Source organism: Spirosoma fluminis, from assembly GCF_054778895.1.
In genome coordinates this window covers 43804-59706 of the sequence record NZ_BAAGZD010000001.1, presented here as the reverse complement: position 1 = coordinate 59706, position 15903 = coordinate 43804, and the positions used below count along the sequence as shown (strand labels likewise).

General features: G+C 52.0%; 13 protein-coding genes. 3 read left to right on the top strand and 10 right to left on the bottom strand.

The genetic code is table 11. The annotated features are described in order from the left end of the window. Positions 1-4: 4 nt before the first annotated feature. Positions 5-3214, top strand: a complete 3210-nt coding sequence (locus ACYVBJ_RS00245; protein ID WP_460980297.1) for a PVC-type heme-binding CxxCH protein — start codon at positions 5-7, stop codon at positions 3212-3214. Positions 3215-3918: 704 nt separating this feature from the next. Next, the gene (locus ACYVBJ_RS00240; RefSeq protein ID WP_460980296.1) at positions 3919-4800 is read left to right on the top strand and encodes a sugar phosphate isomerase/epimerase family protein; all 882 of its coding nucleotides are present in this window, start codon (positions 3919-3921) and stop codon (positions 4798-4800) included. 150 nt (positions 4801-4950) lie between these two features. Here the strand turns inward: ACYVBJ_RS00240 and ACYVBJ_RS00235 are convergent, their stop codons facing one another. After that, a complete protein-coding gene (locus ACYVBJ_RS00235) occupies positions 4951-5085 on the bottom strand; it encodes a hypothetical protein (RefSeq protein WP_460980295.1) in 135 nt (44 codons plus the stop codon). Between the two features lie 22 nt (positions 5086-5107). Here ACYVBJ_RS00235 and ACYVBJ_RS00230 point away from each other — a divergent pair, with 22 nt between their 5' ends. Further along, on the top strand, positions 5108-6616 hold the full coding sequence (locus tag ACYVBJ_RS00230) for a sensor histidine kinase (RefSeq protein WP_460980294.1): 1509 nt from the start codon (positions 5108-5110) through the stop codon (positions 6614-6616). Positions 6617-6702: 86 nt separating this feature from the next. Here the strand turns inward: ACYVBJ_RS00230 and ACYVBJ_RS00225 are convergent, their stop codons facing one another. The 9 genes from ACYVBJ_RS00225 to ACYVBJ_RS00185 form a co-directional block, all read right to left on the bottom strand. Then, positions 6703-7107: a VOC family protein gene (locus ACYVBJ_RS00225; RefSeq protein ID WP_460980293.1), complete on the bottom strand. Its 405-nt coding sequence runs from the start codon at positions 7105-7107 to the stop codon at positions 6703-6705. Between the two features lie 212 nt (positions 7108-7319). Beyond that, positions 7320-9110 carry an SGNH/GDSL hydrolase family protein gene (locus ACYVBJ_RS00220; protein ID WP_460980292.1) on the bottom strand — a complete coding sequence of 597 codons (1791 nt, stop codon included), beginning with the start codon at positions 9108-9110 and terminating at the stop codon, positions 7320-7322. A 194-nt stretch (positions 9111-9304) separates the two neighbouring features. Next, positions 9305-9943, bottom strand: coding sequence for a trimeric intracellular cation channel family protein (locus ACYVBJ_RS00215; protein WP_460980291.1), 639 nt, complete (start codon positions 9941-9943; stop codon positions 9305-9307). A gap of 233 nt (positions 9944-10176) precedes the next feature. Further along, the gene (locus tag ACYVBJ_RS00210) at positions 10177-10509 is read right to left on the bottom strand and encodes a DUF6686 family protein (protein ID WP_460980290.1); all 333 of its coding nucleotides are present in this window, start codon (positions 10507-10509) and stop codon (positions 10177-10179) included. Positions 10510-10612: 103 nt separating this feature from the next. Next, entirely contained in the window at positions 10613-11638 is a 1026-nt protein-coding gene (locus ACYVBJ_RS00205; protein WP_460980289.1) for a hemin-degrading factor, read from the bottom strand. Further along, the gene (locus ACYVBJ_RS00200; RefSeq protein WP_460980288.1) at positions 11635-12456 is read right to left on the bottom strand and encodes a heme ABC transporter ATP-binding protein; all 822 of its coding nucleotides are present in this window, start codon (positions 12454-12456) and stop codon (positions 11635-11637) included. Before ACYVBJ_RS00200 ends, ACYVBJ_RS00205 begins: the two co-directional genes overlap by 4 nt. An 11-nt stretch (positions 12457-12467) precedes the next feature. Then, the gene (locus tag ACYVBJ_RS00195) at positions 12468-13568 is read right to left on the bottom strand and encodes a FecCD family ABC transporter permease (protein ID WP_460980287.1); all 1101 of its coding nucleotides are present in this window, start codon (positions 13566-13568) and stop codon (positions 12468-12470) included. A gap of 4 nt (positions 13569-13572) precedes the next feature. Next, complete coding sequence (locus ACYVBJ_RS00190; protein ID WP_460980286.1) at positions 13573-14448, bottom strand: heme/hemin ABC transporter substrate-binding protein; 876 nt, start codon at positions 14446-14448, stop codon at positions 13573-13575. A gap of 66 nt (positions 14449-14514) precedes the next feature. Next, the gene (locus tag ACYVBJ_RS00185; protein WP_460980285.1) at positions 14515-15897 is read right to left on the bottom strand and encodes an HmuY family protein; all 1383 of its coding nucleotides are present in this window, start codon (positions 15895-15897) and stop codon (positions 14515-14517) included. Positions 15898-15903: the final 6 nt, after the last annotated feature.

The window sequence follows — 15903 nt, the reverse complement described above, 5'->3', positions numbered from 1 at the left end:
CGGTATGAAACGGTTTGTCTCTCCAAGCAGGAGCATCTACGGCCTGCTCCTTGTATTCGCCTTACTCGTTGGGTTTAGCGCGTTCCAGTTCAATGACTCCCAGTCGCTTCAGTTAAAGCCGGGAGCCCGTATCGTTTTGCTGGGCAACAACCTCGGCTCAAGGATGATGAACTATGATCACTTTGAGACCGAGATGCACCTGCGCTACCCCGACAGTCAGCTGTTTATTCGCAATATGTGCGACGGCGGAGACACGCCGGGCTTTCGCCCCCATTCCAGCCGCTTTTCACCCTGGGCGTTTCCGGGTGCCGAAAAATTCCAGACGGAGCTGGCTAATCCCTCCGAAAGCGAAGGCCATTTCGACTCACCAGATCAGTGGCTTACCCGGCTGAAGCCAGACGTTATCATGGCGTTCTTTGGCTATAATGAATCGTTTCAGGGACAGGCTGGCTTAGCGAACTACAAAGCCGAACTGGATGCCTTTGTCAAGCATACGCTCAACCAGACGTACAACGGAACTACGGCACCGCAACTGGTGCTTGTGTCGCCCATCGCCTTCGAGGATTTGTCTTCCATGTATGATTTGCCTAACGGCAAGAAAGAGAACGCAAATCTGGCAATGTATGCCAAAGCCATGAAGGAGGTGGCGGACCAGAACAGCCGGGGTGCGGGAGTCGTGCTCTTCGTCGATGCGTTTACGCCTTCGCAGAAATGGTACGATGAGAGTAAAGAGCCGCTCACCATCGATGGCTGTCAGTTAAACGCGGAAGGTTACAAAAAGCTGGGGGTTCTCTTAGCTGATCAAATTTTTGGCAAGGCTCCGACTAGGGCCGAAGCCAATCGAAAACTTGTCTACGATGCTGTTATCGAGAAAGACTGGATGTGGCATAACGACATCAAGATTCCGAATGGCGTCCACGCCTACGGCCGTCGCTACAATCCGTTTGGCCCTGACAACTATCCGGCCGAAATTGAGAAGATTCGCCAGATGACGGCTATTCGGGATACGGCTATCTGGCTGGCGGCTTCAAAAGGCCAGAAAATGGACGTAGCGGCCGCTGATGAGCGCACCCGAAAATTACCGGAGGTGAAAACCAACTATAACCCGGATAAAAATGGGAGCCTGACGTACCTCTACGGGCAGGATGCGCTCAGCAAGCTAAAAGTCCCCCCTGGCTATAAAATCGAGCTGTTCGCTTCGGAAAAAGAGTTTCCAAATCTGGCGAAACCGATGCAGATGTCGTTCGACAACAAAGGACGTTTGTGGGTTGCCTGCATGCCGAGTTATCCGCACTACAAACCTGGTGATCCGAAACCGAACGACAAAATCATCATTCTCGAAGATACCAATAACGACGGCAAAGCGGATAAGGAAACGGTATTTGCCGACAACCTGCACCTGCCGCTTGGCTTCGAGATTGCGAAGGAAGGCGTTTACGTATCGCAGGGAACCAACCTGAAACTGTTCACCGATACCAACGGCGACGACAAAGCCGACAAGAGCGAAATTCTGCTGAGTGGCTTCGACGACCACGACACGCACCACAACAGCCACGCGTTTACGACCGATCCATCGGGTGCCATCTATTCGGGCGAAGGCGTGTTCCTGCATACCAATGTCGAGACACCTTACGGTCCCGTTCGGGCGACAAACGGGGGGTTCTACCGTTACGCTCCGCAGCTTAAAAAACTGGAACGTACCGCGCAGTTAGCTATCCCGAACCCCTGGGGTATTGCTTTCGATGAATGGGGCCAACCCTTCTTCGCCGAAACCTCCAGCCCGGATTTCCGCTGGATGCTGCCCGGCTCCGTTCTGCCGCGCTATGGCGAATCGACCCATAAATCCAAGCAGCTCATTGAAGAGGCCCACCGCGTTCGGCCTACGTCCGGGGTGGAATTTGTATCGAGCCGTCACTTCCCCGACGAGATTCAGGGCGACTTCCTGATCAACAACACCATCGGGTTCCTCGGTACTAAAATGCACACGCTGAAGGATGATGGTACCGGCTACAAGAGCACCCATCGGATGGATCTGATCGTGAGCGACGACCGTAACTTCCGCCCGGTCGATATGGAGTTTGCACCCGATGGTTCGCTGTACGTCATCGACTGGCACAATATCCTGATCGGGCACATGCAGCACAACGCCCGCGACCCGCTGCGTGACCACCTGCACGGGCGTGTGTATCGCATTACGTATCCATCGCGGCCGTTGGTACAGCCAGCTAAGGTAGCCGGTGCCAGCATCGACGAACTGCTCGACAATCTGAAATTACCTGAATACCGCACCCGCTACCGCACTCGCAGTGAACTGCGGGGACGTAACGCCGATGAGGTACAAGCTAAACTAAATACCTGGGTAGCGAAGCTCGATAAGAACGATCCTCGTTACGAACATCATCTGCTCGAAGGCTTGTGGGTAAGCTGGGGTATGAACAAAGTCGATCAAAAGCTTTTGCGGCAACTGCTCAAGGCGAACGATTATCACGCCCGAGCTGCCGCCGTTCAGGTCGTTCGTTACACGGGTCATCAACTGGGCGATACCCACCAGGCTGATTTGCTGATGCAAGCCGTTCGCGACGACAACAGCCGTGTTCGGCTGGCTGCGATTGTTGCGGCCTCTTGGATTGGCAAGGAAAAGGGACTGCCGATCCTGGCCGAAGCGCAGAAAAAACCAATGGACGACTGGATGATCCACGCCCACGAAGCCGCCGTTGCGCACCTGAAAGGCGAACTTGTCAAAAAACAAAAAGAGATAGCTACCACCTCAAATCTACGCGGAGAAGATCTGGCGTTGCACACGATGGGTAAGCAAATCTTTGCCAAAGAAGGGTACTGCATCACCTGTCACCAGGCCGATGGGAAAGGCCTGACCGCATCGGGATTTCCACCGCTTTCGGGCACGAACTGGGTACAGGGTGATGAAGAACGGTTGATTAAGATTGTTTTGAAAGGCATGATGGGGCCGATTGAGGTAAACGGGAAAACGTATCCTGGACAAGTGCCCATGACACCCTTCGGCGGCCTGCTAAACGACCGAGAGGTGGCTGCTGTGCTAACCTACGTACGCAATGCCTTTGGCAACCAGTCGTCGCCTGTCTACCCCGATAAGGTTAAGAAAGTTAGAGCCTCGATCGAAGGCAAAAAAGACTTTTACTCGCCGGATCAACTGCTGAAAGAACACCCTATGGAAAAGGATATGTCTTCGCGCTGAGGTCTTTTGTACGAAGTATTAAGCTATAGCTTCAGATCTTAACGAATTGATTAGTGGTCAAATAGTCACGTAATGATTGTAGAAGATAAGCGGTCAAGCTACTCTTCTACAATCATTACGTGGCAAAGGCTAACTCTGACCTTTTAATTGTTGAGGATGACTCGATCTTTATGAACAAGCTTTATTTGTTATTGCCTTTAGTACTGTTGTCACTGATAACTTGCACAAAGAAAACGTCTTTGACTACGAGCCCTCCATCAGTAAGGACGTTTGCAAAACTAGTTGCAATCGATTCGGTAATAACACCAGTTGACACAGCTTGTCATATCGATGGGCCCGTCATCGCTCACGCAGAAAACTGGGAAGGAGAGGTTCGATTTACTGGAAGATCGAGTCTGTATTGCCTTGTATACACTGTACCTAACGCGACAGATAATCAATGGTTTGGCTATGTATGCAACATGCCTAACGAGTTTAAACGAAGTACCTTAAAAGTTATATTTAGCGGAAAGTATTATCACGCTTATAAGTATATAAAACACCCTGGTATCGATGGACAACCTCAGCTATACCTTTCTTTAGAAAGAATACGCATGAAGGGTCTTTAGTGCTAAACTAGGGCAAGATGAAAATGCCACGTCAGGTAAATACTATTCTAAAATTCAGTTCCTCAACCCTGAATTTGAAACTACAACTAGTCCCGTATGCCTTTATCAACCTCAACTTCAGCGCAACGTTCACCTATTGGATTTAATTTATTAGCCTGGTCGGCACCCATATCCGAAAAGATGCACCCGATTGCCGAGCGTCTTAAGCATATCGGCTACGATGGTATCGAGTGTTTCATCGACAATCAGGATGTCAGCGCTTACCGCCAGTTTGGCGATCATTTAAAACAACTCGGTTTGCAGAGCACGGCCGTAATGGTAGTTGGCCCCGACGAGAACCCGGCCAGTGACTCGCCACAGGTTCGCGAAAAAGCGGTTGCCTATCTGAAAGGTGCCATCGATCGGGCACACGCGATGGGTGCTACGGTGATCTGCGGCCCTATGCATTCGGCCTTCGCTACGTTCAGCCGACGTGAGCCACAGATGGATGAATACGCTCACAGCGCCGAAGTACTCCATGCCGCCGGTGAATACGCCAGGCAGGCAAACATCGTACTGACACCGGAAGCGCTCAACCGATTCGAGTGCTACCTGTGCAACACGATGGAGCAGTTGTTACACTTAATAAACCGAGTTGACCATCCGAACGTACGGGCCATGTTCGACACGCACCACGCGAACATGGAAGAGAAGCGCTTTCCGGACGCGATACGTACCATTGCGCCGGTACTGGCTCACGTACACATCAGCGAAAACGACCGCGGTACACCCGGCGACGGACACGTTCCCTGGGATGATACGTTCCGCACGTTAGCGGAATTAGACTACACCGGCTGGATGACTATTGAAGCCTTTACCCGTAACGATGTTGATTTTGCCAACTCAATCAACGTCTGGCGCGAATACAACGATCCCTGGGACATCGCCGAAAACGGGTTGAAATTCATTAAAGCGATGCAGGCGAAGTACGCTCGCTAGCCATTAGCTTTCTACGAACACCTGACACAGCTTAAATTTTCTCATTTCCAGAACAAAACGTAACCACAAGACTACTTGGATACGGCTCTATGAGGAGGCCATCCTGTTTAAAATAAGTCTGTTCATGTAAATAGCTATCTTTTGCCTAATTTAGACCCGGCGGTAAGTAGCTGCGCATTGACTGCTTCCCGCGTACCAGTCGACAGATAACGACCATAATCCCTCAATGACAGGAAGGTCTTTACCGATGAGTATATCAGCAACTAGCTCCGATAGCGTAGGCATTAGTTCGCTATTACTTAATGCCATGCCCGGCAATCATCTGGTGCTGTTGCCTGACGCGCCGACCTTTACCATTGTGGCCGTATCCGACGACTACCTGGCATCCGTTGGCGTTCACCGGGATTCATTACTGGGTAATGGCCTGCTTGATGTATTCTTCAAAGATGGCCGGAACGAGACCACGGTTCAGCAACTCCTTCAATCGCTGACTCAGGTAATCCAGACTAAGCAGCTTCATGCAATGGCTGACCTCTGGCAGGAGTGGCCTAATGCACAAACGGGAGCCATGGAATCCCGTTCCTGGCGGTCGGTTAACAAACCCGTTATTGGCAGCGATAATGAAGTAGCCTATATCTTCCACACGATCGAAGACATCACCCACGCAGTGCAGTTGATGGAGATTGCCGAGGCCAATCGGTACCTGCAAACCATTATCAACGGCTTCAAAGAGCCTTTGCAGATTCTGCAGCCGGTGGTTGAGGATGGTAAAATCATTGATTTTCGGTTTAAACTCACGAACCAGGCCTATGCCGCCTATACCAACACTACCCCCGAACAATTACAGGGTAAGCGGGTGGGCGAGGTTTTTCCCGGTTACTTCGAAACGATAAGCTTTACCAACCCGGTTGAAACGTACACAACTGGCCAGCCCCTTACGTTTGAGATCCACTACGACAAAGACGGGCTTGATCTCTATAACTTAATGAGTACGTCAAAGCTGGATGACGAAGTGGTGATTCATTTTACTGATTTTACGCGGTTAAGGCATCTGCAACTCCAGCTTGAGAGCAAAATTGAGGAATTGAAGCGCTCCAATCAGCAGCTAGAAGATTTTGCCCATGCGGCTTCGCACGATCTAAAAGAACCTGTCCGAAAGATTCAGGCATTCTCTGAACTCTTAAAAACATCGCTGGGAGGTCAACTGTCTGACACCGCAACAGTTTATTTTGATCGGATTCAAACCGCAGCGATGCGCATGAATACGCTTATCGAAGCCTTGCTGGCCTATTCGGCACTGGATCAGCAATCGGCCACCCGGGAAGAGGTTCCCCTGCATGATGTAGTAGCGCAGGTCCTGATTGATTTAGAGTATGAAATAGAGCAAAAAGGAGCAACCGTTCTGGTTGGTGAGTTATGCGTGGTTAAGGGCTACCGTCGCCAGTGGGAACAGGCATTTCAGAACTTGTTGAGCAATGCTCTCAAATATTCAAAACCGACGACTCCGCCCTGTATTCACATCAACTGTACTACTGTCAGCGGCCATGACGTAACAATACCCATTGCCCAAACCGATCGGTCAACAGACTTTCATCTGGTTCGCATCCAGGACAATGGAATTGGCTTCAATAGATCAGACGCAGCGCGCATTTTCGACGTATTTACCCGCCTGCATGGAGCTTCTAAATACAAAGGTTCGGGAGTAGGGTTATCTACAGTTAAGAAGGTTGTTCGCAACCACGGGGGCTATATATGGGCCGACAGCGAACCCGGCGAAGGCTCTACGTTCTTTATCCTCCTGCCCAAAAGCGAATGATGCCATTCCCGACGCAGTATACGTAGTCCGGCACATGTCGCTCTGGAAAAGATTGGCAGGCCTGCAATAGGCTGATAATTAACCACTTATCCATCGAACTTCTTTAGGGCTTCTGGCGTAACGGGTGCGAAGAAGTTAATCAGATTGCCATCTGGATCGCGGAATAACAGCGAACGGTTGCCCCAGGGCATGGTAGTTGGTGCCTGCACGAGCGTGTTGCCGGGTAGACTAGCCAAATTCTGATAGGCAGCATCCACATCGTCCACGCGAAATTCAATAATGACGGCGTGGTTATTCGCGGTAGTCGTCCTTGGTTCATCTCCAACGGAGGGCAAAGTGCGCGTACTGCCGATAGCTAAGGTTGCGGAATTTGTTTTCAGCTCCGCAAAATCGTCGGTGTACTGGGTTACCGCCATGCCAGTGACATGCTTATAGAACTGAACAAGCCGCTTGACATCTGCGGTGATAATTCGGGTCGAAACAAAATTCATGGATTGCGAAAGGATTTCAGATTATCTACCAGGCAACTCTTTTCTAAATGCTACCCGGCCGCTGTATGCTGGTCGGCCTGCAATGGATGCTACAAAGAAAAACCCGCTTACTGACAGCCCTATGTCAGCATGGGTATAGTCCCGTAACTTTTATAGTTGCGCCCGACGCTACGCGCTGCGGTAAGCAGGAAAGAAAGCTGGCAGCGGTTTCGTTATCGTGCACGCAACACCTTTTCCAGCTCCTTGCCCAGCAGTTCATACCCGGCCGCATTCGGATGCAAGCCATCGGAGAAAAGCCCTTCGTCGATCTTGCCGCCGACCAGCAGCAAGCGTTTGCCAATGTCCTGATAGCCGATGTTTGCTGACCGGGTCATTGCCTGGATGCCTTTGTTCAGACCCGCAACCCGTCCCTCCTGCTCACGGCGCGGATAAATGCCCAGCAACGTAAGTTTTGCCGTCGGCCGACGGAGCCGGATGGCCTGCACCAGCAACGTAAGCCCCTGGATAATCTCCTCGTCAGTATTCAGGTGCAGGTTATTGGTACCGATGTTGATGACAATCTGCTCGGGCGAGATCCCGTCCAGTTCGTCGTGGTACACCCGCCACAGTACATTTTCGACCCGGTCCCAGCCAAAGCCAAAATTACGTACCTGCAACGGCTCCAGGTATTTCTGCCAGGAGTCAGCGCCTGCGATGCGGTTGTTCAAGGGCTTGCCACCCCAATTGTGCGTGATCGAATTGCCGATGAGCACAATCCGCGTTGACTCGGTCCGGTTCAGCTTCAACATGTCGTTGTGCCGGTCTTCCCAGTTGTAGCTTCCCGGCTCCCGGTTCTGCCGGGTCGGTATCTGCGTCTTAATCGTGCCAATAGGTTGCAACAGGATCTCCCGAAGTTTTTTCTCGTAGGCGTCGGCATACCGCACCATGCCGAGATCGTTGGGATGGGTGCCATCCACCATACAGTCGAGATCCATACCAATTTCAGCCATCGAGAGCCGGTAAATACCGGTTACGTTGTCGGCTACCAGCTGTCTGTATGCTTCGCTCAGGTCCTGATTTGCGTTTTCAAAAAGCGTTTGGCGGTGTGGCATCAGATACCCTTCCGTGTAGCTGTCGTGGTCGGTCAGCAGAATAGGCGTCGATGGATGCCTGGCCCGTATTGCCTTGACGGACTCCACAATGCGCTTCTGTAACTCGGCGCGGCTCACAACGGTCTCGATCAGGTTCGGCAGGCAGTCGAGTACAAATATCTTCGCGTCGATCTCGTTGACCAGTTCGACTACTTCTTTCTCCAGCCGCCCGTTGCCCGAAAAGCCGAGGTTGATAACCGCCCGATCCAGCCTGCGAGCCAGAATATTCGTCCAGGCCATGCCGGGACGCGACGCACAGGCCCCCTGGGCAATGGACGTACCGTACACGACAATCGGTTTTTCGGTACGTTGCGGCAATGCTGTAAACTGGCTACCCGCAGGTACGCCGATTTCCAGATTCCGCACGCCATTGTACAAAGGCAAGTACAAGCGGTACTCACGACCCAGCGCGTGGTACGTATCGTTCGGCTTTAGCTGAGCAAACGTATACTGAACGGTGTCTTTGAAACTGTACTTCCCGGACGCCAGGTGCCACGTTCCGTCGCTGTCGATCCCGTACAGGTCCACGCCACTGACGCCCGTAGCGGGCATGTGGGGCAGGGCAACCGCACCCGTTACGTTGTAGCGGACGATGATCTCGGGGGCGTTGCTCACAAACCGAATCGACAAACCCGCCGTTTGCCGCGACAAATCCCAGACAGCTTTCCTGACCACCGGTTTCGCTCTGGGCGGAAGTCGCTGGAGCGTATCCTGCATCTCTGTTGGCCACGCCTGCCCGTCGACGACCGGGAATGAACTACCGGCGGGTCTCCACCAGGTATAAGTGGGCGTTGTCTGAGCGGACGAGACCAATCGAACCAAACCGAAAAGCAGCAGGAAGAAGCAGGTAGCCAAGTAGCGGGAATTACACATACAGGGAGTTATCCTCGAAACGGAATCGATTAACAGTACGTATCAATATTCCGCAAACGTTCGCAAAATACCAACCGTCATCGCTCAGCTTATTACAGGATTTTGTGTACGAAACGTCTTTCTGTAGTCCTGGTCAACCGTCGGAGTCACGGGTTACCATCGGTTAAGCGAGCACAGGATATAAATCCGGCAATTTAGTCAGAGCTGGTTTTGTCGGGCGGAGAACCCGGCAGGTTCCAGTGATAACGAAGGGCTAACATACGTACCGTGAAAGACAGACTCAACCCTACTATGGAAACCCAATCTGTCGGTATCCACGCCAGGTGATTACCGACCACCACTACCGAAGCCCCCAGCAGGGCCGCCGATGCGTAAATCTCTTTTTGTAAAATAATGGGCACCCGGTTCAGTAAAACATCGCGTAGCACTCCTCCGCCGACGGCAGTAGTAGTGCCTAAAAGAATAGCTACTTCCGCATTATGGCCATAGGAAAGGGCTTTCTCAGCACCCGTAACCCCAAATAAGGCTAGCCCCATAGCATCGAACAGAATCACCGGGCGGTTAATCCGTAGCACAAACGAATACAAACCGGTTGTGATGGCTGCGGCCAGCAGTGCAGTGGCCAGATAATACCAGACAGATAGGCCCGTAGGGGGAATAGCACCGATGCAAAGATCCCGAATGATACCTCCACCACAGGCCACTGTAAAGGCAATGGTAGCAATGCCAAACAGGTCAAGTCCCCGCTGTTTGGCGGCCGTAGCGCCACTAATGGCAAAGACAAACGTGCCAACCAGATCAAGTACGGTGTAGAGCGTATGGAGTTTGTCCATCGTGGAACGAACAGCGGTTTAATTCTGACAGAGCAGGCTAAGTAACCTGTTCCAATAACCAGCAGACGGAGCAAACTTAGGGGAATAAGTGCTGGGTATAAAATGAACCGATTCGTTTTTTGGCTTTCAGTTATGATTTCAAATCAAGGATACGCTAAGATTCCTTCCCGTAAGGATGGTCACCCGGCGATTTATGGCTTTCAGCACTAAACCAACGATGTGGCCATGATGCTCTATACAGATTTCAGATTCAGGATACGCTCGGCTTCTAGTACCGGAGCGGCTTCCCGCAACAATTCGCCCAGCGAAGTCAGGTCTGCTTCTGAAAATAAAAGAAAATAGTTGGGCATGGGAGTCACCATCAGCAGTTCTTTCCCGTGGCTCGTGCAGAACGGTTTCATCGCCAGCCGGTCGTGGATCAGTTCGCGAAAGTCGTCAAACTGATTGAGGGTCAGGCAAAACAGCGAATTTTGAAATGCTACATTAACTACCTTGCAGCCGTCGCATATACCAACGTAGCCAAGGTCATTTTGGGCGAATTGGCGAAATTGATGATTGTGCTCCATTGCATAAAACGGTTGAGTTGAGAAACAGAACTGGGTTAATCTATACTGCCAATTCTTCCAGACGATGGCTGCTAAGCGGCCACCGCCTGAAAGAATTGGCTTATCAAGCGGCCAGTACGTTGTTCACTACGTCCTGCCACTCTTTCATTTCGGGAACGCCGGGCTTGCGTTTGCCAAAAATCAGCGCAATGCTGTTACCCTCCTTATCGAACAGGTCCAGCCCGGTGACAATACCGTCTTTGGTGGGTTTGCGGGTTACCCAGATGCTGTGAACCTGATCGGCGCGCAAATGCATATTGAATTCGGGGTCAAGTACATTAAACCAGGGGCCCATAGTGACCAGTTTCCTGACCGGTCCGGTATGAATCTGAATGCAGCCCGCACTCGATGCAAAAATCATGATCGGTAATTCGCGCTGCGCCACCGTTTCAAAGATTTTCAGAAGCTGATCAAGAGTAATCTGCTGAGAATGACCGGCTGGGGCCAGACTAATCCCCTGCTCGCGCCCCACCTTGTATTTGCGTAACAGACCGAAGAACTCGTGCGTATCCTGCATGGCCAGCCAGCTATTCTGAAACCCTTGAACGTCAATGTCATCGTTGACGGTCTCGGTTTCTTTTTCTGGATAAGGCACGGTTACGACGGGCGCGGTCTGGTCGGCAGCCCGGTATTTTTGCACTAAAGCTTCATAAGCGGCTTCATCCGATTTGTCGGTCAGGTAGATTTTGTGAACGGCTGTGCCATCCTGATCGAAAAACTGAAGGCTTTTGCGGCCGTTTTCGTCGACGGCAAAGCCCAAATGCCAGCGCGACATAAACAACCGCAGGTCGATGTCGGGCCCGAGTACTAAGCCGGTATGCTCGTTGAACGATACCTTCTCATACACGCCCTTCCGTTCATGCACAAGGTTGTCGTTGCGCGTTAAAGCCATTACGTAGCCCAATGTCGGAACCTCCTTCAGGAGATTGCGGAAGTCGCCTTCCAGCCGTTGTACCGTTTCGCCGGTTTGCGTAGCCAGTAGTTCCGCTTCGCTGACGCTCAATTCTTTGGCTGCATCACGGATTCTTGTCTTGGGGTTTTGTTCTTTGAAAGTCGCCCAGCGTTCTTTGAGACTTTGCGTTGTGATCATGGGGTATAGACAGGTTGAGTTGGTTGTTGATTATTAGACGTTTGGTTGTAATGAGGAACGATTATCGGGCAGTCCATTTCGGGATGCTCCATGAGCCGTACCTTTAAGTTGAAGGCGCGTTGAATAGTTTCGGACGTAATCACCGCTCGGGGCGTCCCGGCGGCTTCTACCTGGCCATTCCGTAGCATGATGATCTGATCGGCGTATTGAGCGGCCAGGTTCAAGTCGTGCAGAATCACGACGACGCAAAAACCTTTCCGGGTGAATTCACGCGCTACTTCCAGCAATTGCTGCTGATGCAGTAGATCGAGTCCCGTCGTGGGCTCGTCTAGGAATAAAACTCCCTGCGGTACGTCCCAGATCTGAGCCAATACGCGAGCGAGTTGGACGCGCTGCTGTTCACCACCCGATAAGGTTGTAAAAACACGGTTGGCGAAATCCCACATGCCTACTTTCCTGAGCGCCAGTTCGGCGATGTCATAGTCCAGAGTGGAGGGATGAAAGTCGAAATGTGGATACCGGCCCATCAAGACTAGCTCATTAACCAGAAACGGAAAACTAACCGCGTTCTGCTGCGGCAATACGGCCCGGAGTAAGGCTAATTCTTTATCGGAATACGTATTGATGGGTTGGTTACGTAGCCGGATTTCGCCTTCCGTTGCGGCTAGTTCTCGGGTGCATAGCTTCAGCAGGGTTGATTTACCCGCTCCGTTGGCCCCAATGATCGCCAGCAGCTCACCAGGATTGGCCCGAAAGGAAACCCCATCGAGAAGTTGCCGGTTTCGGACGTAGTAAGACAGGTTTTTAACGTCTAGCATAGCAGTATGAGTTAGGCGACTGTCCGGCGTTTCTCCCGAAATAAGATCCACAGGAAAACAGGCGTTCCGATTAAGGCGGTAAGAATACCAATCGGCAGTTCGGCAGGAGCGACCAGCGTACGGGCCAGGGTGTCGGCCAGCGTAAGAACGATTGCTCCGCCCAGCGACGATCCGATCAGCACCCGGCGATGGTCAGAACCGGCGCCCATCCGAATCAGGTGCGGAATAACCAGTCCGACAAACCCAATCACACCCGCCACAGCCACGGACGTACCAACGGCCATGGTCGAGAAAATGATCACCTGCCGCCTGATCGTTTTGAGATTAACGCCCAGCATACGTGCCTGGCTTTCGCCAAGCGCCAGTAAGTTCAGCGATTTGGCTAAGCGAGGAATGCCCACCAGCGCGATTACGGTAAACGGCAGGATGGCCAGCACCGCGGTCCAGCTAGCCCCGCCCAAACTGCCCAGGCTCCAGAACGTAATGTTGCGGAGTTGTTCGTCGGTGGACAGATAGGTCATAATGCCCGTCAGTGCACCGGATAAGGCGTTGATGGCAATTCCGGTGAGCAGCATCGTCGTGATTACGTCCCTTCCCGCCAGTCGGGCCATGCGGTACACCAGAAAAGCAGTAGCGCAGGCACCACAAAATGCCACAACAGATAAGGCATACATCCCCAGTATACCCGTGAGTGTCTGGAAAAACTTGACTTCCAGCACAATCATCATTACCGCTGCCAGCGATGCACCCGACGAAATCCCAATCAGTCCGGGATCGGCAAGTGGGTTACGGAACAACCCCTGAATAGCGGCTCCCGAAATCGCTAATCCGGCCCCGATCAGCACCGCCAGACATACTCGTGGTAAGCGGATGGCTAACAGGATCGCTTCTTTGGTACTATCAACTTCGGTTGCAAACCCGAAAGCGTTGCTGATGATGAGCCCGATCTCGTAAGGCGATACCCGCACGGCCCCAACTCCGACCGACAGCACAATCGTTGCTGCTAGCCCAATGCCTAACGTTGGCATCAACCACGGATTGGCGGTTGTTCGGAAAGCCGGTTTCCGGGCTGAGCGGGTGGTCGAGGGCGGGTCAAGTGTTGCCGTCGTCATAGGCTTACGCTTTAGGCTTTTGAGCAATTTTCTGGCTTAACTCCTGTAAGGCTTTGCCTAAACGCGGGGAAAAACCCGTCAGTAGGTGCCCATCCATCTCGATAATCCGGCTGTTCTTGCCCGCGCTGGTTTGCGCCACACCCTGAACTTTCAGCAGCCCTGCGCTGCCGCCCAGGCTTTCGAGTCCACTATCGAACAGCAGAATTACGTCGGGGTTAGCCGTTACCAATGCCTCAGCCGTGAGCGGTTTAAAATTCTCGAAATCAGGCGTAGCATTTACTCCGCCCGCCAGTTCAATCATTTTATCAACCTGCGTTCCCCGGCCGGACACCATCATTGTACCCGTACCCCGCGCGTAAATGAACAGCACTTTGGGGCTATTGATCGCTTTTTTTACCTGAGCCAGGTCTGTGTCCAGTTTCCTGATCAACGGCCTGGCTTTAGAACCGACCTGACAGGTTGCGGCTACGTCCTGAATCAGTTTTTTTGCGCCCGTAATGCTGTATTCCTGCTGAAAAGAAATGACCTTAATGCCCGCCGATTTAATTTGCGCAATGACTTCGGATTTGGTTCCGGCGTTCTGCGTTGTCAGAACCAGGGTCGGTTTCAGCGCAATGACACCTTCGGCAGAGATGTTTCGGTTGTGGCCTACCTTCGGTAGCTTTTGCAGCGATTCAGGATACGTACTGGTCACGTCGACGCCAACAAGATGCGATTGTAATCCTAAGTCGCAGAGAATTTCGCTAACGGTACCATCCAGCGAGACAATCCGAACCGGCTCGTTTTTGGAGGGGATGGTTGCCTGAGCTACATAATTATTGGCCAAGATGCCCAGCAGAAGGCAGGTAAGCCACCGGGCGAAAGCAGATGTTTTATTCATGGAGATGGTTAGTTGATAAGGCTGAGGTGTCAGACATAACGAACCGACACTTCAGCGAGAGATCGATTAATTGACTTGCTTAACCAGCTTGTATTCCAGTTTGGGCTTACCCCGCTCACCACCATCCTGCGAAGTGAAGCTGAGAAACCTGACTTTGTATACGTTCCCTGTGGCGTCCTTCACGACGTAGAACCGGTCAGTTTTTACCCCAACGGTGCCCGTCGTTGCCCGCCAGTTTGAACCGATGACTGAACGATCGTTCTTGAACGTAGTGGTCGCAATGTTGCTTTCGGCGTAGGCGTCGTACGTAACAGCGCTGGTCAATACTTCCGCAGCCGTTACCCCGCCCAGCGCGTTAATCAATACCTGATCAGCGAAATAATAGGCAATATCATTCGTACCATCGCTGGTTTTGCTTAAAGCGCCCGACCAGACAATATCCCAACGTGTTTTGGCGGGTTCTACATCGACCAGCGCGCCCGAATCGAACGATACGTATCTGAAATTATAGGCATTGTCTTTTGGAATCGAAACGGTTTTAAAGGTAGCCTCTTTAATGCCAGCATACTGGAGCGTATAGCCTGTAGCGCCGTTCCGTAACACTCTGATTTTCATCCAGCCTTTGGCGGGGATGCCACCGCTGATACCCCGGTTGATGATGTATACCTTATTGTCGGCGTCGGTTGCTGAAATTGCAGGGATCACTGTTTTCGTAATGTCGCCCGATACGTCATCAACCAGTTTCAAACCGGATGGGTCGAAGCCTAACGTAAGCGCTACCCCAACCGTATCGGCCGCCGTGACCTGCGTTAAATCATTCTTAGCCAGCGCAATGGTGGTTGCTCCGGTCATGTTGTTGAGGATAACCCGAAACTCGGTTCCCGCGTAGAAGCCTAAATCCCAGCTGGCACGCTTTACCGGATTCTGAGCGTTGTTGCTCAGATCGACGAATACCGCGTTGATAGCACTGGCGCCACCCGTTCCGCCGTCGAGCGTCAGGTTAGTACCGTTCGAAACGATTGAGGTGAACTTAACCGTTTGCTGCTTCGTCGTTCCAACCAGCACCGGGCTCCCTGCTGATGCAATGGTCAGGCCGATGGTTTCGGTGCCGTTCAAAAAGAGGTTGTCGGCTTTCGCCAGCTTGAACGATGTTTCGCTGCTACCCGCCGGAACCGTCAGCGACAACGTATTGCTGGTCGTTGCGGGAGTCGTCGTAAACTGCGTTCCGTACGTAATGCCGGTGGGTACTAGCTGAATAGTTACGGGAGTAGCCGTATCGACAGCGCGTGACAACTTTAATTTAATAGTGGCTTCTTTAGTGGCCGCATCCATACCCTGTTCCGCACTTTCGAACTGGATTAAATTGTCGGGTAGCGGTGGATCGCTTTCCTTACAGGCATTCAGTGTGGTTACGCCTAAAATGAACAGAAGTGCAATGGATTTTTTCATGAAACG

Excerpts from the sequence above, each read along its gene's own strand:
- ACYVBJ_RS00230 (WP_460980294.1), top strand. The coding sequence starts at position 5,108 with ATGCCCGGCAATCATCTGGTGCTGTTGCCTGACGCGCCGACCTTTACC.
- ACYVBJ_RS00195 (WP_460980287.1), bottom strand. The coding sequence starts at position 13,568 with ATGACGACGGCAACACTTGACCCGCCCTCGACCACCCGCTCAGCCCGG.
- ACYVBJ_RS00235 (WP_460980295.1), bottom strand. The coding sequence starts at position 5,085 with ATGCCTACGCTATCGGAGCTAGTTGCTGATATACTCATCGGTAAAGAC.
- ACYVBJ_RS00185 (WP_460980285.1), bottom strand. The coding sequence starts at position 15,897 with ATGAAAAAATCCATTGCACTTCTGTTCATTTTAGGCGTAACCACACTG.
- ACYVBJ_RS00240 (WP_460980296.1), top strand. The coding sequence starts at position 3,919 with ATGCCTTTATCAACCTCAACTTCAGCGCAACGTTCACCTATTGGATTT.
- ACYVBJ_RS00200 (WP_460980288.1), bottom strand. The coding sequence starts at position 12,456 with ATGCTAGACGTTAAAAACCTGTCTTACTACGTCCGAAACCGGCAACTT.
- ACYVBJ_RS00190 (WP_460980286.1), bottom strand. The coding sequence starts at position 14,448 with ATGAATAAAACATCTGCTTTCGCCCGGTGGCTTACCTGCCTTCTGCTG.
- ACYVBJ_RS00245 (WP_460980297.1), top strand. The coding sequence starts at position 5 with ATGAAACGGTTTGTCTCTCCAAGCAGGAGCATCTACGGCCTGCTCCTT.
- ACYVBJ_RS00215 (WP_460980291.1), bottom strand. The coding sequence starts at position 9,943 with ATGGACAAACTCCATACGCTCTACACCGTACTTGATCTGGTTGGCACG.
- ACYVBJ_RS00220 (WP_460980292.1), bottom strand. The coding sequence starts at position 9,110 with ATGTGTAATTCCCGCTACTTGGCTACCTGCTTCTTCCTGCTGCTTTTC.
- ACYVBJ_RS00205 (WP_460980289.1), bottom strand. The coding sequence starts at position 11,638 with ATGATCACAACGCAAAGTCTCAAAGAACGCTGGGCGACTTTCAAAGAA.
- ACYVBJ_RS00225 (WP_460980293.1), bottom strand. The coding sequence starts at position 7,107 with ATGAATTTTGTTTCGACCCGAATTATCACCGCAGATGTCAAGCGGCTT.
- ACYVBJ_RS00210 (WP_460980290.1), bottom strand. The coding sequence starts at position 10,509 with ATGGAGCACAATCATCAATTTCGCCAATTCGCCCAAAATGACCTTGGC.